Below are 17229 nucleotides of genomic sequence, written 5' to 3'. Positions count from 1 at the left end.
ACTAATGGCTCATGTAGCTGGCGCAGCACTTCTTGAACTTCTGCCCGCTGGCGCATGGGCAGGCGTCGTTGCGCCCGGCCTTGAGGCCCACCGTGGGGTCGATGAAGTACCAGTGCCCGCCGTTGTGCACGAAGGCCGAGCGCTCGCGGTGGCTGTGCTCGCCGTCGTTGTCGTGCCAGCGCGCCGTGAAGGTGACGAACGCGTGATCGGGCTGGCCGCCGAACACCTCGGCGCTCTCGACCTCCAGGCCCAGCCAGGTGCTTTGCGCGCTCCAGGCGGCAATGCCGGCGCGATCCAGCCCGGCCTGCTGCACCGGCAGGGTGGTCTTGATCAGGTAATCCACCAGCCCCAGCACATAGGCGCTGTAGCGCGAGCGCATCAGCGTCTGTGCATCGGGTGCCGGGTGGCCGGCATGATAATGCCCGCAGCAGGCATCGAGCAGGTTACCGCTGCCGCACGGGCAAACCGAGACACTCATTGCATCACCACCAGTACTTTCCAAAATTTTGCGGGTTGGCCCAGAACTTGGCGTTGAGCCAGTCGGGTACCTGTTTGTAGTCACGTAGATCATAGGTGAACAGGTTCAATACCTGCTCGTCACGTTGAAAACGCTCGCTGTCCTGCAGCGCCAGTGCGTAGAAGTCGGTGTCGCGCCAGCCGCTGGCCGCAAGGTCGACCAGCACCGCCACGCGGCTGGCGTTGAGGTTGCGAATGCCGCCGAGCAGTTGCAGGCCCTGCTGGTTGCTCAGGTGTTCCAGGCAGTCCACCAGCACCGCCAGGTCGAAACGCTGCGCGGCAAGCTCGGCCGGCAGCGCGCCGGGGCGGGCCACGGCGATCTGCGCCTGCGGGTGCGCGGCGGCGAAGGCCTCCAGTGCCGGAAACGACGTGCCCACCAGCAACAGGCGTTGCGGGGCATGGTGCTCCAGCAGGGCGGCGAGGGCCTGCTGGGGCGTGCGCGAAGAAAAACGGTCAGTCATCGAAGCTCCTCGGTAATGCGTCAAGACTAGCCGGCCCGGGACGCAAGGCATAGAGGCACGCGCAAAGCGCCATGGCTTATTGCTGGCGCAGATGGAATCACCGGTCTTTACTCCCAGAGCATCGGTTTTGCACCGATTCCCCCTAGGAGACGCGACAAAATGAGCATAGTTCGCACAGCATTGCCTCTGGTTCTGCTAACCAGCGTATTGACTGGTTGTGCAGGTTTGCAAAAAACCGACTGGCCGAAGTGTGCCGCCGTCGGGGGCGTTGGCGGTGCCGCCCTGGGCGCCATCGAAAGCTCCAGCTGGGCCGGCTGGGGCGCGCTGCTCGGCGGCGGCCTGGCGGCCGGTTACTGCTGGGCCCATGGCGACGGCGACGAAGACGGTGATGGCGTACCGGACAGCCGCGACAAGTGCCCGGGCACCCCGCGTGGCGTTCAGGTCGATGCCAACGGCTGCCCGCCGGAGCCGGTCGCGGTGGTCGAGGAAGTCGTGGTGGTCAAGGAAGAGGTCATCGTGATCCGCGATGTGCTGTTCGAGTTCGACTCGGCCAGGCTCACCACGGCCGACAAACTGCGCCTGGACAAGATCGCCACGCGCCTCAAGGCCGAAGCCCCGAGCGCACGCCTGAGCGTCACCGGGCACACCGACAGCCGCGGCAGCGATGCCTACAACCAGAAACTCTCGGAGCGCCGCGCCCATTCGGTGACCGACTACCTGGTCGAGAGCGGCATTGCGCGCAGCAGTTTCGTTTCGGTGCAGGGTGCCGGTGAAACCCAGCCGGTGGCAGACAACAACACCGCCGACGGACGCGCGATGAACCGCCGCGTGGAAATTCGCATCGATCGCTGAAGCCCTTGCGCCCCGCGGCTTGTGAAGTGTCGCGGGCGCGTCTTTACTCCTGTGTGACCGGTACTGGCCGGTGACACAGGAGCATTCCCCATGAATGTAATCACCAAGGCTGCGCTGCCCGTGCTCGTGGTCGCCAGCCTGCTGTCCGGTTGCGCCACCCACAGCGATGGCAGCGCCCCGTTGAACCAAAGAACCTGGCCCCTATGCAGCCTGCTGGGCGGCGCCGTGGGTGGCGGCCTGGGCGCCATCGAAAGCTCTGCCTGGGCCGGTGGCGGCGCGGCGCTGGGTGCCATCGCCGGTGGCCTGATCTGCTTTGCCCAGGACGGTGACGAAGACGGCGATGGCGTGTTCGACCGCCGCGACCGGTGCCCCGATACCCCGCCCAACACCCCGGTGAGTCACAACGGTTGCCCGTTGCCCCAATACCCGCCGAGCGAGAAGGCCCCGGCGCCTGAGCCCGAGGTGATCACCCTCAACGACCAGGGCAGCGTGATGTTCGCCTACGACTCGGCCGAACTCACCCCGGCCGCCCAGCAGCAGTTGCGTACCCTGACCGGCAAGCTCAATGACCCGAGCGTGGCCAGCATCAAGGTGATCGGACACACCGACAGCCGTGGCAGCGATGCCTACAACCAGGCGTTGTCCGAGCGGCGTGCCAGCAGCGTCGCCGAGTACCTGATCAGCCAAGGCCTGGCACCGCAGAAAATCACCAGCCAGGGGCGTGGCGAGCGCGAGCCGATTGCCGACAACGAAACCGATGCGGGCCGCGCGCAGAATCGCCGGGTCGAATTGCACCTCAATTGATCGACAGCGGGGCTGGCATCCGGAGGGTGCCAGCCGGTAATGTGGCGTGCAGTGCCTGTGTCGCGTAAGCGGGCCGCCAAACAAGAAAACGCAACAACAAGGGGCGCGGGTATGAAGGCGTTGTGGGGGCTGGGCAAGGCCCTGACGGTAGTGTTCTGGTGGGTGGTACTGGTGAATCTGCTGATGCCGGCAGACAAGCCGTTCCACCAGCTGATCAACCTCGCGGGGGCCATGCTGCTGGTGCTGCACGTGCTCGAGGTGCTGATGTTCAACGGACGGTTGCGTGAGCGCAGCCATCGCTGGTTCGACCGTTTGCAGATTCTGCTGGTCGGCATCTTTCATATCCAATCGATACCGGCCCCGCGCCAGGAGGCTGGTCATGCGTAAGGTCGTGTTGTTGGCAGCACTGTTCAGCCCGTTGGCCCTGGCCGATGCGATCAGCGTGGCGGCGCACTCGGTGCTGCGCCTGCCGAACAAGGCCAGCGTGGTGCACCTGCAGCGCCTGGAGGTGGCGGATTCGGCCACCCTGGTGCTGCCGGCGAGCCTGGTGGAATTGAAGGTGGATGAGCTGCACCTGGGCAACCAGGCGCGCATTGCCATCGTGCCGGCCGAGCATGCGCTGAGCATGGAAGTGGCCCAGGCGCAGTTGGGCCAGGGCAGTGAGATTGCTGCCCACGGTGCGCCGGGTACCTATGAGCGGGTCGCCAGGCCCGGACGTGACCTGAGCTTGCGCATTCAGGCGCTGGAGGCTTCAGAACTGGCCATCGACGCCCGTGGCGGCGCGGGGGCACCGGGGTATGTGGGGCTCGATGGTGGTAACGGCAAGGCGGGTGGTTGCACCTGGGGCCAGGCCAGCCGTGGCGCCAATGGCGACAACGGTGGCGATGGCCATGACGGGGCGCCCGGAGGCCGGGTGCGCCTGGCACTGCCGGCCAGCTTCCCGGCCGAGCAGATCAAGGTCAGGCTCGACGGCGGTGCGCCGGGGCTGGCGGGTGCGCCGGGCAAACCGGGCGCAGGCGGGGCCAGCAAGGGGTGCCTGGTGTACCGCACCGATGCAGGGGCGACGGGAAGACCCGGGCAGCCCGGGCAACCGGGGGCGGCCGGGGCTGACGGGGAGCTGATTCTTCAGCGCCTCTGATCTTCAGGGCCGCTTCGCCGGCCAGGTCGGCTCCTGCAGGCAAACATGGCCTTTGCAGGAGCCCGCCTTGCTGGCGAAGCGGTCACCTCACACCAGCAGCCGGCTCGACGCCACCAGCACCACCGCAATACCCAGCAGCAGATTGATCCCCACCAGGCGCCGAATGCGCCCGAGCACTGCGGCCCCGGCGGGCCAGTCCTGCGCCTTCACCGCCTTGCGCAACTCTGGCAGCAGCAGCGCCTGGATTCTCAGAAACAGCGCAAACATCGCAATCCCTGCGCCAATCATCACCTGCACATAACGTGGCGCAGTCTCGAACCCCGAGAAGCGCATGTGCATCATGCCCACGCCGGTGATCGCCAGCACCGCGACCGCCACCCAGACCCACACGAAAAAACGTTGAAACACTTCTACCCACAGCGTCAGCCGTGAAGGGCCGTCAAGCGCGGCCACCATGGCCGGACGCAGGATCAGCCAGGCGAAGAACATGCCGCCCACCCAGATCAGGGCGGCCAGCAAATGCAGGCTGTAGGGGATGGCAAAGGCGGTCATCGGGAACTCCATTCGGCGCAAGGGGCAATAGCGGGGTATGATAGCGACCCATTCGAAACACTGAAAATTTATCCAGCCCTCCGGGCGCCCCGACACCATGATCAGCAACGAACTCAAATCCCAGATTCAGGGCGCCTATTCGCGTTTTCTCGAAGCCAAGAGCCTCAAGCCCCGCTACGGCCAGCGTCTGATGATCGCCGAAGTGGCCAAGGTGCTGGGCGACATCGCCGTGGACGACGAAGGCCGCCGCAGCGGCGAGCCCGCCGTGGTCGCGGTCGAGGCCGGCACCGGTACCGGCAAGACGGTGGCCTACAGCCTCGCCTCGATTCCCGCGGCCAAGGCTGCTGGCAAGCGCCTGGTGATCGCCACCGCCACCGTGGCCCTGCAGGAACAGATCGTGTTCAAGGACCTGCCGGACCTGATGCGCAACAGCGGCCTGAACTTCAGCTTCGCCCTGGCCAAGGGGCGTGGTCGCTACCTGTGCCTGTCCAAGCTCGACCTGCTGCTGCAGGAAGGCCACGCCCAGACCGCCACCGCGCAGCTGTTCGAGGAGGAGGGCTTTCGCATCGAGGTGGACGAGGCCAGTCAGAAGCTGTTCACCAGCATGATCGAGAAGCTGGCCGGCAACAAATGGGACGGCGACCGCGACAGCTGGCCACAGGCCCTGGAAGACCAGGACTGGTCGCGCCTGACCACCGACCACAGCCAGTGCACCGGCCGCCACTGCCCCAACTTCGGGCAGTGCACCTTCTACAAGGCCCGCGAGGGCATGGGCAAGGTCGACGTGATCGTCACCAACCACGACATGGTGCTGGCCGACCTGGCCCTGGGCGGCGGCGCCGTGCTACCCGACCCGCGCGACACCATCTATGTGTTCGACGAAGGCCATCACCTGCCCGACAAGGCCATCGGCCATTTTGCCCATTACACCCGCCTGCGCTCGACCGCCGACTGGCTCGAGCAGACCGCCAAGAACCTGGCCAAGCTGCTGGCGCAGAACCCGCTGCCGGGCGACCTGGGCAAGTACATCGAGCAGGTGCCGGAACTGGCCCGCGAGATCAAGGCCCAGCAGCAGTTCATGTTCAGCGCCTGCGAGCAGGTGGCGGAGTTTCGCCCCGGCGAAGACATGGAAGGCCGCGAGCGCCCGCGCTATCGCTTCGTCGGCGGCGTGGTGCCCGAGCACATGCGCGAGATGGGCATCGAACTGAAAAAGGGCTTTTCGCGCCTGACCGATCTGTTCACCCGACTCACCGACCTGCTCAAGGAAGGCATGGACGCCGAAGTCAGCATCGGCATCCCCAGCCACCAGGCCGAGGAGTGGTACCCGTTGTTCGGCAGCCTGCAGACCCGTGCCCAGGGCAACTGGGAGCTGTGGACCGCCTTTACCGCCGAAGACCCGGAAGACAGCCCGCCGATGGCGCGCTGGCTGACCCTGGCCGAAAGCGGTGCGCTGTTCGATATCGAGGTCAACGCCAGCCCGATCCTGGCGGCCGAGATGCTGCGCCGCAACCTGTGGAACGTCGCCCATGGCGCCCTGGTGACCTCGGCCACCCTGACCGCGCTGGGCAAGTTCGATCGCTTTCGCATGCGCGCCGGGCTGCCCAAGCTGGCCGTCACGGCGGTGGTGCCCAGCCCGTTCCACCACGTGGATGCGGGCGTGCTGCGCGTGCCGGACCTGCGCGCCGACCCGCGCGATGCTCCGGCGCATACCGCCGCGATCATCCGCGACCTGCCCGAGCTGGTGGAAGGCTCGCGTGGCTCGCTGGTGCTGTTCTCGTCGCGCAAGCAGATGCAGGACGTGTTCGACGGCCTGGACCGCGACTGGCGCAAGCAGGTGTTCATCCAGGGCAACCTGTCCAAGCAGGAAACCCTCAACAAGCACAAGGCGCGCGTCGACGGCGGGGACTCCAGCGTGCTGTTCGGTCTGGCCAGCTTTGCCGAAGGGGTCGACCTGCCGGGTGCGTATTGCGAGCACGTGGTCATTGCCAAGATTCCCTTCGCGGTGCCGGACGACCCGGTCGAGGCGGCCCTGGCCGAGTGGATCGAGGCCCGTGGCGGCAACCCGTTCATGGAGATCGCCGTGCCGGATGCCTCGCTGCGCCTGATCCAGGCCTGCGGGCGCCTGCTGCGTACCGAACAGGACCGCGGCACCATCACCCTGCTTGACCGGCGCGTGGTCACCCAGCGCTACGGCAAGGCTATCCTCAATGCGCTGCCGCCGTTTCGCCGGGAAATTTCCTGAGCGGCACAGCGCTTTGCAGTGCCCCGTTGTCTATTGCACAGATCAAGGCCCGCAAGGGCCATCAAGGAGAACTCCAGCCCTATGTTGCGCCGTACCCTGCCTGCCGTGATTGCACTGTTGTTCAGCTCGCCGCTGCTGGCCGGGCAACAGACGCTGTTCAACTTCGTTCGCCCGGCCGCGGTGGTCAATGTGGTGACCGAAGATGACAGCCTGCCGCAGTACAACGCGGAGCAGACAGCCGAGGGCGAGGTACTGCGGCGCGTGGTGTTCAACCCCGTGGAGCGCCCGAGCCTGCGCCTTAGCCCGCAGACCGGGGTGTGGGACTGGACGGGCGCTACCGCGCTGACCTTGCGCATGCAGAGCGCCATGGACTGGGCGCTGAGCGTCGACGTGACGGTGCTCAGCAGCGACGGCAGCACCCTCACCAGCCGCATCGACCTGCCGGCCGGCCCGGCACAGACCGTGATGGTACCGCTGACCGCCAGCTCGCCGCTCACCCAGGGCATGCGCGTCGGCCCGCCGATGCCGTTCCGTCATCAGGGCCAGCGGGTGCTGCTGACCAGCAGCGAGGGCAAGGCCGACCTCAAGCAGGTGGTATCGGTCACGCTGTCGATGCCCAGGCCCAAGGTGGCGCAGAGCCTGCTGATCGAGCGCTTTGGCGTGCAGGACGACGACGTGCTGCAAAAGGCCGCCTATGCCGGCCTCATCGACGGTTATGGGCAGTCCACCCGTGGTCGCTGGCCCGAAAAGATCAGCAGTGACGACCAGCTCAAGGCGGTTGCCCAGCGCGAGCAGCAGCAGCTCAAGGGCTGGCTGGACGATCGCAGCAAGCTCAAGCTGGACACGTTCGGCGGCCTGCTTGGCGCTGAGGCATTCGAGGCCAAGGGGTTCTTTCGCACCGAAAAGCGTGAGGGTCGCTGGTTTCTGGTCACGCCGCTGGGGCATCCGTTCTACTCGCTGGGGGTCAATGCCGTGGCGGCCGATGGCGGGCGCACCTACGTGGAAGGGCGCGAGTCGATGTTCACCGCCTTGCCCGAGGCGCAGACCCCGCTGGCGCAGTACTACGGCCAGGGCGACAACCTGGACGGCAACGGTTCTTCCCAGGGGCGCGGTTTCGGCAAGGGGCGCTGGTTCGACTTCTACGCCGCCAACCTGGGCCGTGGTCACGCCACGCCGACGTTCGACCAGGCGCGCTGGCAGGGCCAGAGCCTGGATCGCCTGCAGGCCTGGGGTTTCAACACCCTGGGCAACTGGAGCGACAACGGCCTGCAGAGCCAACGCCTGGCCTACACCCTGCCGTTGTCCATCGGCGGCGACTACACCAGCATCAGCACGGGGGTGGACTGGTGGGGTGCGATGCCCGACCCGTTCGACCCGCGCTTTGCCATGGCCACCGAACGTGCTGTGGCGATTGCCGCGCGCGACCATCGCGACGATCCGTGGCTGATTGGCTATTTCGCCGACAACGAGCTGGCCTGGGCGGTGCCGGGTAATGAACCGAAGCAGCGTTATGCGCTGGCCTACGGCACCTTGCGCCTGACCACCGACTCGCCGGCCAAGCGTGCCTTTCTCAAGCAGCTGCGCGACAAGTACCGCAACCAGGAAGGCCTGTCCAAGGCGTGGGGCATCGAACTGACGGCGTGGGAGCTGATGGAGGACCCGGGTTTCGAGCCGCCGCTGCCCGACCCCGCGCACCCGGAAATCGAGGCCGACTTCAAGTATTTCCAGCGGGTGTTTGCCGAGACCTACTTCAAGACCATCTCCGACTCGCTGAAATGGCATGCGCCCAATCACCTGCTGCTGGGTGGGCGGTTTGCGGTCAGTACGCCTGAAGCGGTGGCGGCGTGTGCCAAGTACTGTGATGTGGTGAGCTTCAATGTGTATGCACCCACGCCGCAGGATGGCTACGACTTTGCCCAGCTCAATGCGCTGGACAAGCCGGTGCTGGTGTCGGAGTTCCAGTTTGGCTCGCGTGATCGTGGGCCGTTCGGGCCGGGGCCGATGGAAGTGGCGCGTGAGGAGGACCGTGGGCCGGCCTATGCGAACTTCGTCAAGGCGGCCTTGAAGGAGCCTTCGATTGTGGGAGTGCACTGGTTCCAGTACCTGGATCAGCCGGCCAGCGGGCGTTTGCTCGATGGCGAGAATGGGCATTTCGGCTTGGTGGGGATTACCGACGTGCCGTTTCAGGGGTTTGTGGAGAGTGTGCGCAAGAGCAATCTTGGGGTGGTGGAGCAACTGAACAAGCCGCTGGTGATGCCGGCACGGTAGGCGCCTGAGAGCGCAAGGGGACCGCCTGGCTTTGCGGTGTTCCCAAAAACCTCCAGTGCTGGAACAATGCCAGCCATTTTGTGGCGCAGTACGGCGGGGTAATTACGGGTGCAGATTCAAGGTCATTACGAACTCCAGTTCGAGGCGGTACGCGAAGCCTTCGCAGCACTTTTCGATGATCCCCAGGAACGCGGCGCCGCACTGTGCATCCAGGTCGGTGGCGAAACGGTCCTCGACCTGTGGGCCGGCACCGCCGACAAGGACGGCCAGCAAGCCTGGCACAGCGATACCATCGCCAACCTGTTCTCCTGCACAAAAACCTTCACCGCCGTCACCGCCCTGCAACTGGTGGCCGAAGGCAAGCTGGCGCTGGATGCACCGGTCGCTCGCTACTGGCCAGAATTTGCCCAGGCCGGCAAGAGCTCGGTAACCCTGCGCCAACTGCTGTGCCACCAGGCCGGCCTGCCGGCGATCCGCCAGTTGCTGCCCGCCGAAGCCCTGTACGACTGGCAGACCATGGTCGACACCCTGGCCGCCGAATCCCCCTGGTGGACCCCCGGCACCGCCCACGGCTACGCCGCGATCACCTACGGTTGGCTGCTGGGCGAGCTGATTCGCCGCGCCGACGGCCGCGGCCCGGGCGAGTCGATCGTGGCGCGCACCGCCAGGCCCCTGGGGCTGGCTTTCCATGTGGGACTGGACGATGAAGAGTTCTACCGTGTCGCGCACATCGCCCGTGGCAAAGGCAACCCGGGTGACGAGGCAGCCAAGCGGCTGCTGCAGGTGACGATGCGTGAGCCCGAGGCGTTGTCCACCCGCGCCTTCACCAACCCGCCAGCCATCCTGACCAGTACCAACAAGCCTGAGTGGCGACGCATGCAGCAACCGGCGGCCAACGGCCACGGCAACGCACGCAGCCTGGCCGGGTTCTATGCCGGGCTGCTGGACGGCAGCCTGCTGGAATCGGAACTGCTCGACGAACTGACCCGCGAACACAGCCTGGGCCAGGACATGACCCTGCTGACCCAGACCCGCTTCGGCCTGGGCTGCATGCTTGATCAGCCACAGGTACCCAACGCCACGTTCGGGCTGGGCGCCAAGGCTTTCGGACACCCAGGGGCCGGCGGCTCGGTCGGTTTTGCCGATCCGGAACACGACGTGGCCTTTGGCTTTGTCACCAATACCCTGGGCCCGTATGTCCTGATGGACCCGCGGGCACAGAAACTGGTTCGGGTGCTGGCCGGCTGCCTTTGATCGGGTAAGTCCCTGCAACCGGAACCCATTGTCTATTCTGGATTCCAACAGCCTGCGCTGTCGGGTCAAATTTCTTTCATTTTCATGGTGTATCGCTGATGTCTTCACATAAAACCTTAGCTCTCGCCCTGTGCCTGGCCGTGACCGGTTGCGCACAGCACCCTCAGAACGGCTCGGCCGATGGCGGCCATGGCTGGTGGCCCTTCGGCTCCGACAAGGTGGCCGAAAAGGACGTGAAGGATGTGGTCACCGAGAAGGTCGCCCAGGCTGATGCCAAGTCCGAAAGCAGCAGCCGCTGGTGGTGGCCGTTCGGAAACAGCGACAAGGCCCAGAGCCAGGCCCAGGCGGTACCCAAGATCGACGTCAAGGCCACCCAGGCCTGGCTCGACGACTACGAGCCCAAGCTGCGCGAAGCGATCAAGGACAGCAAGTTCGAGCTCGAGCGCCGCGAAGACGTGCTGGTGGTGACCGTACCGGTCGACTCTTCGTACAACCCTGACCGCCCCGCCATGCTGTTGCCGGCCACCCTCGGCCCGATCACGCGCGTGGCCAAGGTGATCGAGACCGACTCCAAGACCGCCGTGCTGGTACTCGGCCATGCCGACAGCAGCGGCGCAGCTGCTACCAACCAGAAGCTGAGCCAGGAGCGCGCCCAGTCGGTATCGGCGATTTTCCGCCTCAGCGGCCTGCAGCGTGATCGCCTGATGCTGCGTGGTATGGGGTCGGTGGCGCCGCGCGCCGCCAACGACAGTGTGCAGGGCCGCGCCTTGAACCGCCGCGTCGAGCTGCTGTTGACGCCACAGAACACCATGCTGGCGCTGGTGGCCAAGTACCAGCAGCCGACCCCTAGCCCGGCCGAACTGGTTGCCGTGCAGGACGTCAAGGCACCGGTCAAGGCCGCTGCCAAGCCCGCCACCAAACCAGCGGCGAAAGCCACTGCGAAAAAAGCCCCGGCCGCCAAGCCGGTGGCCAAGAAGAAGCCGGCTGCAGCCGCTGCCAAGCCGGCCGCCAAGAAAGCCGCCCCGGCCGCGAAGAAAGTCGTTGCCAGCAGCACCAGCCCTGCGAAGACCAACTGATCGTCAAGGAAACGCAGCATGACCCAGACCCTGGCCGATATGCGCCGCGACTACACTCGCGACGGCCTGACCGAAACCCAGGCGCCGGCAGAGCCGTTCGCGTTGTTTCACCAATGGTTCGAGGATGCCGTCAAGACCGAGCAGCCGCCCGTCGAAGCCAACGCCATGACGTTGGCAACGGTGGACGGCGAGGGGCGTCCGCATTGCCGTATCCTGCTGCTCAAGGGGCTGGATGAGCAGGGCTTCACCTTCTTCACCAACTACGAAAGTGCCAAGGGCCATCACCTGCGCGCCAACCCGTTCGCCGCCATGACCTTCTTCTGGCCCACCCTGGAACGCCAGGTGCGCATCGAAGGCAAGGTGGTGAAGGTCACGGCGCAGGAATCCGATGCGTATTACCAGGTACGCCCGCTGGGTAGCCGCCTGGGCGCCTGGGCATCGCCGCAGAGCCGGGTGATCGCCAACCGTGAAGAGCTGCAGGATCTGGTCAAGGCCACCGAGCAGCGCTTCAGCGATACCCAGCCGCACTGCCCCGAGCACTGGGGTGGCTACCGCCTGCTGCCGGAACGCATCGAGTTCTGGCAGGGCCGCCCGAGCCGCCTGCATGATCGTCTCAACTACCGGCTCAAACAGGGTCTGTGGCTGCGCGAGCGCCTGGCCCCTTAACCGGCGCGGTATTCGGCGGCCGCGCGTTCCAGCCAGGCCGCCAATTCCTTGCGTTTGACCTTTTGCGCCCTGGCGCTGTCCAGACGTTGTAGCATGAAGACGCGTTTGTGCTCGTCGTCCCCGGCCAGCGACAGGGCCAGGTCGCGGTCCATCCAGCGCTTGATGCGTACATACAGCCACCCGTGAAAATACAGACCCGCCAGGGTGGTTACGGCGATGATGAAGTAATCCATGTCTATCCTTGCCTGTTGAGTGTTGGGGTCATGGCGGGGATCAAGTGCCTGTACCGACGCTGAATGGAAGCAATTTTATACACCGTGTGTCGTGACAGTGGTCAACGCGCGGAGTCTAATGACTACCTGTCTTCTGGAGATGATCCTATGCGTAAATCAGTTTTGTTGGTGGCGTCGTTCACCACGATGTCGCTGCTGCTTGGCGGCTGTACCTCCAACCTGACCGGCGATTCCTATTCCCGCGATGAAGCCCGTCGCGTGCAGCAAGTGCGCATGGGTACCATCGAATCGCTGCGTCCGGTCAAGATCGAAGGCACCAAGACCCCGATCGGCGGCGGCGCCGGTGCCATCGTGGGTGGCGTGGCCGGCAGCGCGGTAGGCGGCGGTCGTGGCAGTATCGTTGCGGCAGTCATCGGTGCGGTAGCCGGCGGCCTGGCAGGTTCTGCAGCCGAGGAAGGCCTGACCCGCACCCAGGGTGTGGAAATCACCGTGCGTGAAGACGATGGCAGCATGCGCGCCTATGTCCAGCAGGTTCAGCAGAACGAAATCTTCCGGGTGGGCGAGCGCGTTCGCATCATGACCGTGGATGGCACCAGCCGGGTTTCTCACTGAACCTTGTCCTGCAGCCCTCTGGCTATGAGGGCGTGCAAACAAAACCCCGACTCGGCACCGCCGGTCGGGGTTTTTCATTGCCGGTTCGGCATCAACTGCCGACGGCCTTGCGGCTGGCCATGGCGGTTACCGCGTAGCCGATCACCGCTGCCAGGATGGAACCGGTGAGAATGCCCATGCGGTCCATGCCGGCGTACTCGCTGCTGCCCGGCACGAAGGCCAGCGAGCCGACGAACAGGCTCATGGTGAAGCCGATGCCGCACAGGATCGCCACCCCCAGCACCTGGCCCCAGTTGGCGCCACTGGGCAGGGCGGCCAGACCCAGCTTGATCGCCAGCCAGGTCAGGCCGAACACCCCGACGGTCTTGCCCAGCAGCAGGCCGACCGCGATGCCCATCGGCACATGGTGGGTAAAGCTCTCGGCGGTGACGCCGGCCAGCGACACGCCGGCATTGGCGAAGGCGAACAGAGGCAGGATACCGAACGCCACCCAGGGGTGAAGGGCGTGCTCCAGCGCCAGCAGGGGCGACGGCTCGGCGTTGCGAGTGCGCAGCGGGATGGTCAGCGCCAGGGTGACACCGGCCAGCGTGGCATGCACGCCGCTCTTGAGTACGCACACCCACAGGATCAACCCGATCACCATGTACGGCCCCAGCTTCACCACACCCATCCGGTTCATCGCCACCAGCGCTACCAGGCAGGCGGCGGCCAGCATCAGCGACAGGCTGGACAGGGCGCCGGAGTAGAACAGGGCGATGACGATGATCGCGCCCAGGTCGTCGATGATCGCCAGGGTCATCAGGAACAGCTTGAGCGACACCGGTACACGCTTGCCGAGCAGGGCCAGCACGCCGAGGGCGAAGGCGATGTCGGTGGCGGTGGGGATCGCCCAGCCGGCCACGGCGGCGGGGTTGTCCTTGTTGAGGAAGTAGTAGATCAGTGCCGGAACCACCATGCCGCCGATGGCGGCTGCGCCGGGCAGCACGATCTGCGAGGGCCTGGACAGGTGGCCGTCGATGATCTCGCGCTTGACCTCCAGGCCGATGAGCAGAAAGAACAGTGCCATCAGGCCGTCGTTGATCCACAGCAGCAGGGGCTTGGCGATTTGCAGCGCGCCCACCTGGGCCACCACGGGCACGTCGAGCAGGCCGTTGTAGAGGTAGGAGAGGGGGGAGTTGTTGATGATCAGCGCAAGGGCAGCCGCGGCAATCAGCAGCAGGCCGCTGGCTGATTCGAGCTGGAAGAAACGCGTGAATGTGCTGCGTAGAGGCAAGGGTGCTCCTCCATCCTGAAATTCGAAGAGGAACACCCTACCCTGTGGGGATATGCTTTAGAACAAAAACTATATTCTTTTTTGTTATATGCTATTGCGGCTTTTCCGCCAGCAAGGCCAACCCCTGCAGGGGCCGATCTTGCCGGCGAAACGGCCCGCAAGCCCTACCTCACGCTTCCAGGTCCAGCCCCAGCATGCTGCGCGCCACTGCCTCGGCCACGCGAATTCCGTCCACGCCCGCCGACAGAATCCCGCCTGCATACCCAGCCCCCTCACCAGCGGGGAACAACCCCTTCAGGTTCAGGCTCTGCAGGCTGGCATCACGGGTGATGCGCAGCGGCGAGGAGGTACGCGTCTCGATGCCGGTCAACACCGCATCGGGCAGGTTGTAACCCTTGATCTGGCGGTCGAACGCCGGCAGTGCCTCACGGATCGCCTCGATGGCGAAGGCCGGCAGGCTCAGCGCCAGGTCGCCCAGGCTCACGCCCGGCTTGTACGAGGGTTCCACGCTGCCCAGGGCGGTGGATGGCTTGCCGGCGACAAAGTCGCCCACCAGTTGCGCCGGTGCCTGGTAGTTGCTGCCACCCAGCTCATAGGCCAGGCTCTCCAGACGTTCCTGCAGTTCGATGCCGGCCAGCGGGCCGCCCGGGTAGTCCTGCTCGGGGGTGATGCCGACCACGATGCCAGAGTTGGCATTGCGCTCGTTGCGCGAGTACTGGCTCATGCCGTTGGTCACCACGCGGCCCGGTTCGCTGGTGGCAGCTACCACCGTGCCGCCCGGGCACATGCAGAAGCTGTACACCGAACGTCCGTTCTTGGCGTGGTACACCAGCTTGTAGTCGGCCGCGCCGAGTTTCGGGTGGCCGGCATACTTGCCCAGACGGGCCTTGTCGATCAGGGTCTGCGGGTGCTCGATGCGAAAGCCGATGGAGAACGGCTTGGCTTCCATGAACACGCCCCGCGCATGCAGCATGCGGAAGGTGTCGCGGGCGCTGTGCCCCAGGGCCAGGATCACGTGGCGCGAATGCAGCTGTTCGCCACTTTCGAGTACCACGCCGGTCAGTTGCTCGCCCTCGCTGATCAGGTCGGTGACCTTCTGCTCGAAACGCACCTCGCCGCCCATGGCTTCGATCTGCTGGCGCATGTTCTCGACCATGCCGGTCAGGCGGAAGGTACCGATGTGCGGCTTGTTGACGTACAGGATCTCGTCCGGCGCACCGGCCTTGACGAACTCGTGCAGCACCTTGCGGCCGTGATGCTTCGGGTCCTTGATCTGGCTGTACAGCTTGCCGTCGGAGAAGGTGCCGGCACCGCCTTCGCCAAACTGCACGTTGGACTCGGGGTTGAGCACGCTCTTGCGCCACAGGCCCCAGGTGTCCTTGGTGCGTTGGCGCACCTCCTTGCCGCGTTCGAGGATGATCGGCTTGAAGCCCATCTGTGCCAGCAGCAGGCCGGCGAAGATCCCGCACGGGCCGAAGCCGACCACTATCGGGCGTTCGGCAAGCTCGGCCGGTGCCTGGCCAACCGGCTTGTAGCTGACGTCCGGGGCCGGGGTGATGTTGTGATCGTCGGCGAACTTCTGCAGCAGCTCAGCTTCGTTGCTGGCTGTCAGGTCGATGGTGTAGATGAACAGCAGTTCGGTGTTCTTCTTGCGCGCATCGTAGCTGCGCTTGAACAGCGTGAAGTCCAGCAGCTGGTCGTCGCTGATCCCCAGGCGCTGCACGATGGCTTCGCGCAGGGCTTCGTCCGGGTGATCCAGCGGCAACTTCAGTTCAGTGATTCGTAGCATGACAGGGTCCAGTATCCCGGCCATCAAAGGGCCGGCGGCTTTGCACAAACCGCCAAGTATAAGCTGTTCGCAGGCGCTTAAGGCAGCTTAAACGCGTGCGGCCGGTCAGTCGTTGCGCGAGCCGCCGTAGTAGCCGCAGCCACGCAGGGTCTGGCCATCGATGCGCAGTTCGGCGCTCAGGTGGCTGACCGCGCCGGTGGCGATGTCCACGCAGCGCTGCGGGGCGACCCACAGGTCGATGCGCTGGCCATTGGCTTCGGTGCTCAGTGACAGGCGCCCGTCGGGCATCTGCTCTTCCAGGTACGGCACCGCCAACGAGGGCTGGCCAGGGCGGTCGAGCACCATGCCCTGGCCGCTGGCCTTGATGTTCCAGTCTGGCTCATGGCCGCTGGCGCGCAGGATCAGGCGCTTGAAGTTCGGGTCGCTGCAGGCGCTGGAGGAGTGCTCGACGCGGTACAGCTGCTGCACGTCGAGCTGGCCATCGTTGCCGGCCTGCTGGCTGCCGGCCAGCTTGCCGCGCACGTCGGCGAACAGGGTGCCGGGGGTTGCCGCCAGTGCCGAAGCTTCCTGCCGCAGGCCGGTGTTGCCGGTGTCGCGGACCACGAAGCGGCGGCTCTCCTCGCACGGCTTGAACAGCAACTGGCCGCCAGCGGCGGACAGCTCGCCCTGCAGGCGAGTCATGCCGACGGTGGACACCGTCTCGGGTTTGTCTGCCAGCATCTGGCAACCGGCGAACAGGGGCAGCAGGGCGGCTAACAGCAGCGAAGGGGCGGCACGCATCGGGGGGCTCCAGCATCGGGTCCAGAAAAGTGCCGTCACGTTACGCAGCCTGGGGCGCAATCACAAGGCCCTAGCCCACGTGATAGGTCTGCCCGGTCTGCAGCCCCTCCACGCTCTTGGCGTAGGCCAGCGCCACGTCGGCCGCCGGTACCGGCTTGAAGCCGCGAAAGTAGGGGGCATAGTCGGGCATGGCCTCGAGCAGCACGGTCGGACTGATGGCGTTGACCCGCAGCCCGCGTGGCAGCTCGATGGCGGCGGCGCGCACGAAGGCGTCGATGGCACCGTTGACCAGGCTGGCCGAGGTGCCGGTACGGATCGGGTCGTGGCTGGTGACGCCGGTGGTGAAGGTGAACGAGCCGCCGTCATTGATGAACTCGCGACCGATCAGCAGCAGGTTGACCTGGCCCATCAGCTTGTCGTTCAGGCCCAGGGCAAACCCCTGTTCGTCCAGTTCGTCCAGGGGCGCGAACACCACGTTGCCGGCGGCGCACACCAGGGCATCGAAGCGCCCGGTCTGCTCGAACAGGCGGCGAATAGAGGCACTGTCGCTGATATCGGCCTGCAGGTCGCCGCTGTTGCGACCGACCCGGATCACCTCGTGGCGCTGTTCCAGTTCACGGGCTACGGCCGAACCGATGGTACCGCCGGCGCCGATCAGAATGATTTTCATGGGGCTGTTCCTCGCGTGTGGGGTGAGGTTTCAGTCTAGGGTG

The 17229-nt window shown here is 65.6% G+C and carries 18 protein-coding genes; 10 read left to right on the top strand and 8 right to left on the bottom strand.

Annotated features, from left to right (window positions below; genetic code table 11):
* Nucleotide 1: 1 nt before the first annotated feature.
* Nucleotides 2-478, bottom strand: a complete 477-nt coding sequence (locus MF6396_RS13240) for a YchJ family protein (protein ID WP_043862631.1) — start codon at nucleotides 476-478, stop codon at nucleotides 2-4.
* Nucleotides 479-482: 4 nt separating this feature from the next.
* Nucleotides 483-977 carry a DUF6231 family protein gene (locus MF6396_RS13235; RefSeq protein ID WP_043862630.1) on the bottom strand — a complete coding sequence of 165 codons (495 nt, stop codon included), beginning with the start codon at nucleotides 975-977 and terminating at the stop codon, nucleotides 483-485.
* Between the two features lie 159 nt (nucleotides 978-1136).
* On the opposite strand from MF6396_RS13235, the gene MF6396_RS13230 reads away from it, so the two are divergent.
* From MF6396_RS13230 to MF6396_RS13215, 4 genes are all read left to right on the top strand, one after another.
* Nucleotides 1137-1829: an OmpA family protein gene (locus MF6396_RS13230; RefSeq protein ID WP_043862629.1), complete on the top strand. Its 693-nt coding sequence runs from the start codon at nucleotides 1137-1139 to the stop codon at nucleotides 1827-1829.
* Nucleotides 1830-1919: 90 nt separating this feature from the next.
* Complete coding sequence (locus MF6396_RS13225) at nucleotides 1920-2633, top strand: OmpA family protein (RefSeq protein WP_054914734.1); 714 nt, start codon at nucleotides 1920-1922, stop codon at nucleotides 2631-2633.
* Nucleotides 2634-2744: 111 nt separating this feature from the next.
* Nucleotides 2745-3020 (top strand): DUF1145 domain-containing protein, encoded by a 276-nt coding sequence (locus MF6396_RS13220; protein WP_043862627.1) that lies wholly within the window; start codon nucleotides 2745-2747, stop codon nucleotides 3018-3020.
* The gene (locus MF6396_RS13215) at nucleotides 3013-3771 is read left to right on the top strand and encodes a hypothetical protein (protein WP_043862626.1); all 759 of its coding nucleotides are present in this window, start codon (nucleotides 3013-3015) and stop codon (nucleotides 3769-3771) included. The genes MF6396_RS13220 and MF6396_RS13215 overlap by 8 nt, the downstream gene beginning before the upstream one ends.
* Nucleotides 3772-3858: 87 nt before the next feature.
* Here MF6396_RS13215 and MF6396_RS13210 read toward each other — a convergent pair whose 3' ends face one another.
* Entirely contained in the window at nucleotides 3859-4323 is a 465-nt protein-coding gene (locus tag MF6396_RS13210) for a CopD family protein (RefSeq protein WP_043862625.1), read from the bottom strand.
* Between the two features lie 97 nt (nucleotides 4324-4420).
* Between MF6396_RS13210 and dinG the strand changes: the two genes are divergently transcribed.
* The 5 genes from dinG to pdxH all read left to right on the top strand — a co-directional run bounded on the left by dinG (nucleotide 4421) and on the right by pdxH (nucleotide 11829).
* Nucleotides 4421-6565, top strand: coding sequence for an ATP-dependent DNA helicase DinG (dinG, locus tag MF6396_RS13205; protein WP_043862624.1), 2145 nt, complete (start codon nucleotides 4421-4423; stop codon nucleotides 6563-6565).
* Between the two features lie 81 nt (nucleotides 6566-6646).
* Nucleotides 6647-8833: a beta-galactosidase gene (locus MF6396_RS13200; RefSeq protein WP_078480559.1), complete on the top strand. Its 2187-nt coding sequence runs from the start codon at nucleotides 6647-6649 to the stop codon at nucleotides 8831-8833.
* 108 nt (nucleotides 8834-8941) lie between these two features.
* Nucleotides 8942-10087, top strand: a complete 1146-nt coding sequence (locus tag MF6396_RS13195) for a serine hydrolase domain-containing protein (RefSeq protein WP_078480558.1) — start codon at nucleotides 8942-8944, stop codon at nucleotides 10085-10087.
* A 98-nt stretch (nucleotides 10088-10185) separates the two neighbouring features.
* Complete coding sequence (locus tag MF6396_RS13190) at nucleotides 10186-11163, top strand: OmpA family protein (protein ID WP_078480556.1); 978 nt, start codon at nucleotides 10186-10188, stop codon at nucleotides 11161-11163.
* 18 nt (nucleotides 11164-11181) lie between these two features.
* Nucleotides 11182-11829: a pyridoxamine 5'-phosphate oxidase gene (gene pdxH / locus MF6396_RS13185; RefSeq protein ID WP_043862620.1), complete on the top strand. Its 648-nt coding sequence runs from the start codon at nucleotides 11182-11184 to the stop codon at nucleotides 11827-11829.
* Here pdxH and MF6396_RS13180 read toward each other — a convergent pair.
* Nucleotides 11826-12062, bottom strand: a complete 237-nt coding sequence (locus tag MF6396_RS13180) for a hypothetical protein (RefSeq protein ID WP_043862619.1) — start codon at nucleotides 12060-12062, stop codon at nucleotides 11826-11828. The two genes, pdxH and MF6396_RS13180, sit on opposite strands and share 4 nt — an antisense overlap.
* A gap of 147 nt (nucleotides 12063-12209) precedes the next feature.
* Between MF6396_RS13180 and MF6396_RS13175 the strand changes: the two genes are divergently transcribed.
* Nucleotides 12210-12674: a glycine zipper 2TM domain-containing protein gene (locus MF6396_RS13175; protein ID WP_043862618.1), complete on the top strand. Its 465-nt coding sequence runs from the start codon at nucleotides 12210-12212 to the stop codon at nucleotides 12672-12674.
* 91 nt (nucleotides 12675-12765) lie between these two features.
* On the opposite strand, the gene nhaA is transcribed toward MF6396_RS13175, so the two are convergent.
* The 4 genes from nhaA to MF6396_RS13155 form a co-directional block, all read right to left on the bottom strand.
* The gene (nhaA, locus tag MF6396_RS13170; RefSeq protein ID WP_078480555.1) at nucleotides 12766-13947 is read right to left on the bottom strand and encodes a Na+/H+ antiporter NhaA; all 1182 of its coding nucleotides are present in this window, start codon (nucleotides 13945-13947) and stop codon (nucleotides 12766-12768) included.
* Between the two features lie 169 nt (nucleotides 13948-14116).
* Nucleotides 14117-15736: an NAD(P)/FAD-dependent oxidoreductase gene (locus MF6396_RS13165; RefSeq protein ID WP_043862616.1), complete on the bottom strand. Its 1620-nt coding sequence runs from the start codon at nucleotides 15734-15736 to the stop codon at nucleotides 14117-14119.
* Nucleotides 15737-15841: 105 nt separating this feature from the next.
* Nucleotides 15842-16516, bottom strand: coding sequence for a COG3650 family protein (locus tag MF6396_RS13160; protein ID WP_078480554.1), 675 nt, complete (start codon nucleotides 16514-16516; stop codon nucleotides 15842-15844).
* A 70-nt stretch (nucleotides 16517-16586) separates the two neighbouring features.
* Entirely contained in the window at nucleotides 16587-17186 is a 600-nt protein-coding gene (locus MF6396_RS13155) for a short chain dehydrogenase (protein ID WP_043862614.1), read from the bottom strand.
* Nucleotides 17187-17229 lie beyond the last annotated feature (43 nt).

The sequence above is a fragment of the Pseudomonas sp. MF6396 genome (assembly GCF_002018915.1).
GTDB lineage: Bacteria > Pseudomonadota > Gammaproteobacteria > Pseudomonadales > Pseudomonadaceae > Aquipseudomonas > Aquipseudomonas palmensis.
The sequence above is the reverse complement of the archived record's forward strand: the minus strand, read 5'-3'. Positions and strand labels throughout refer to the sequence as shown.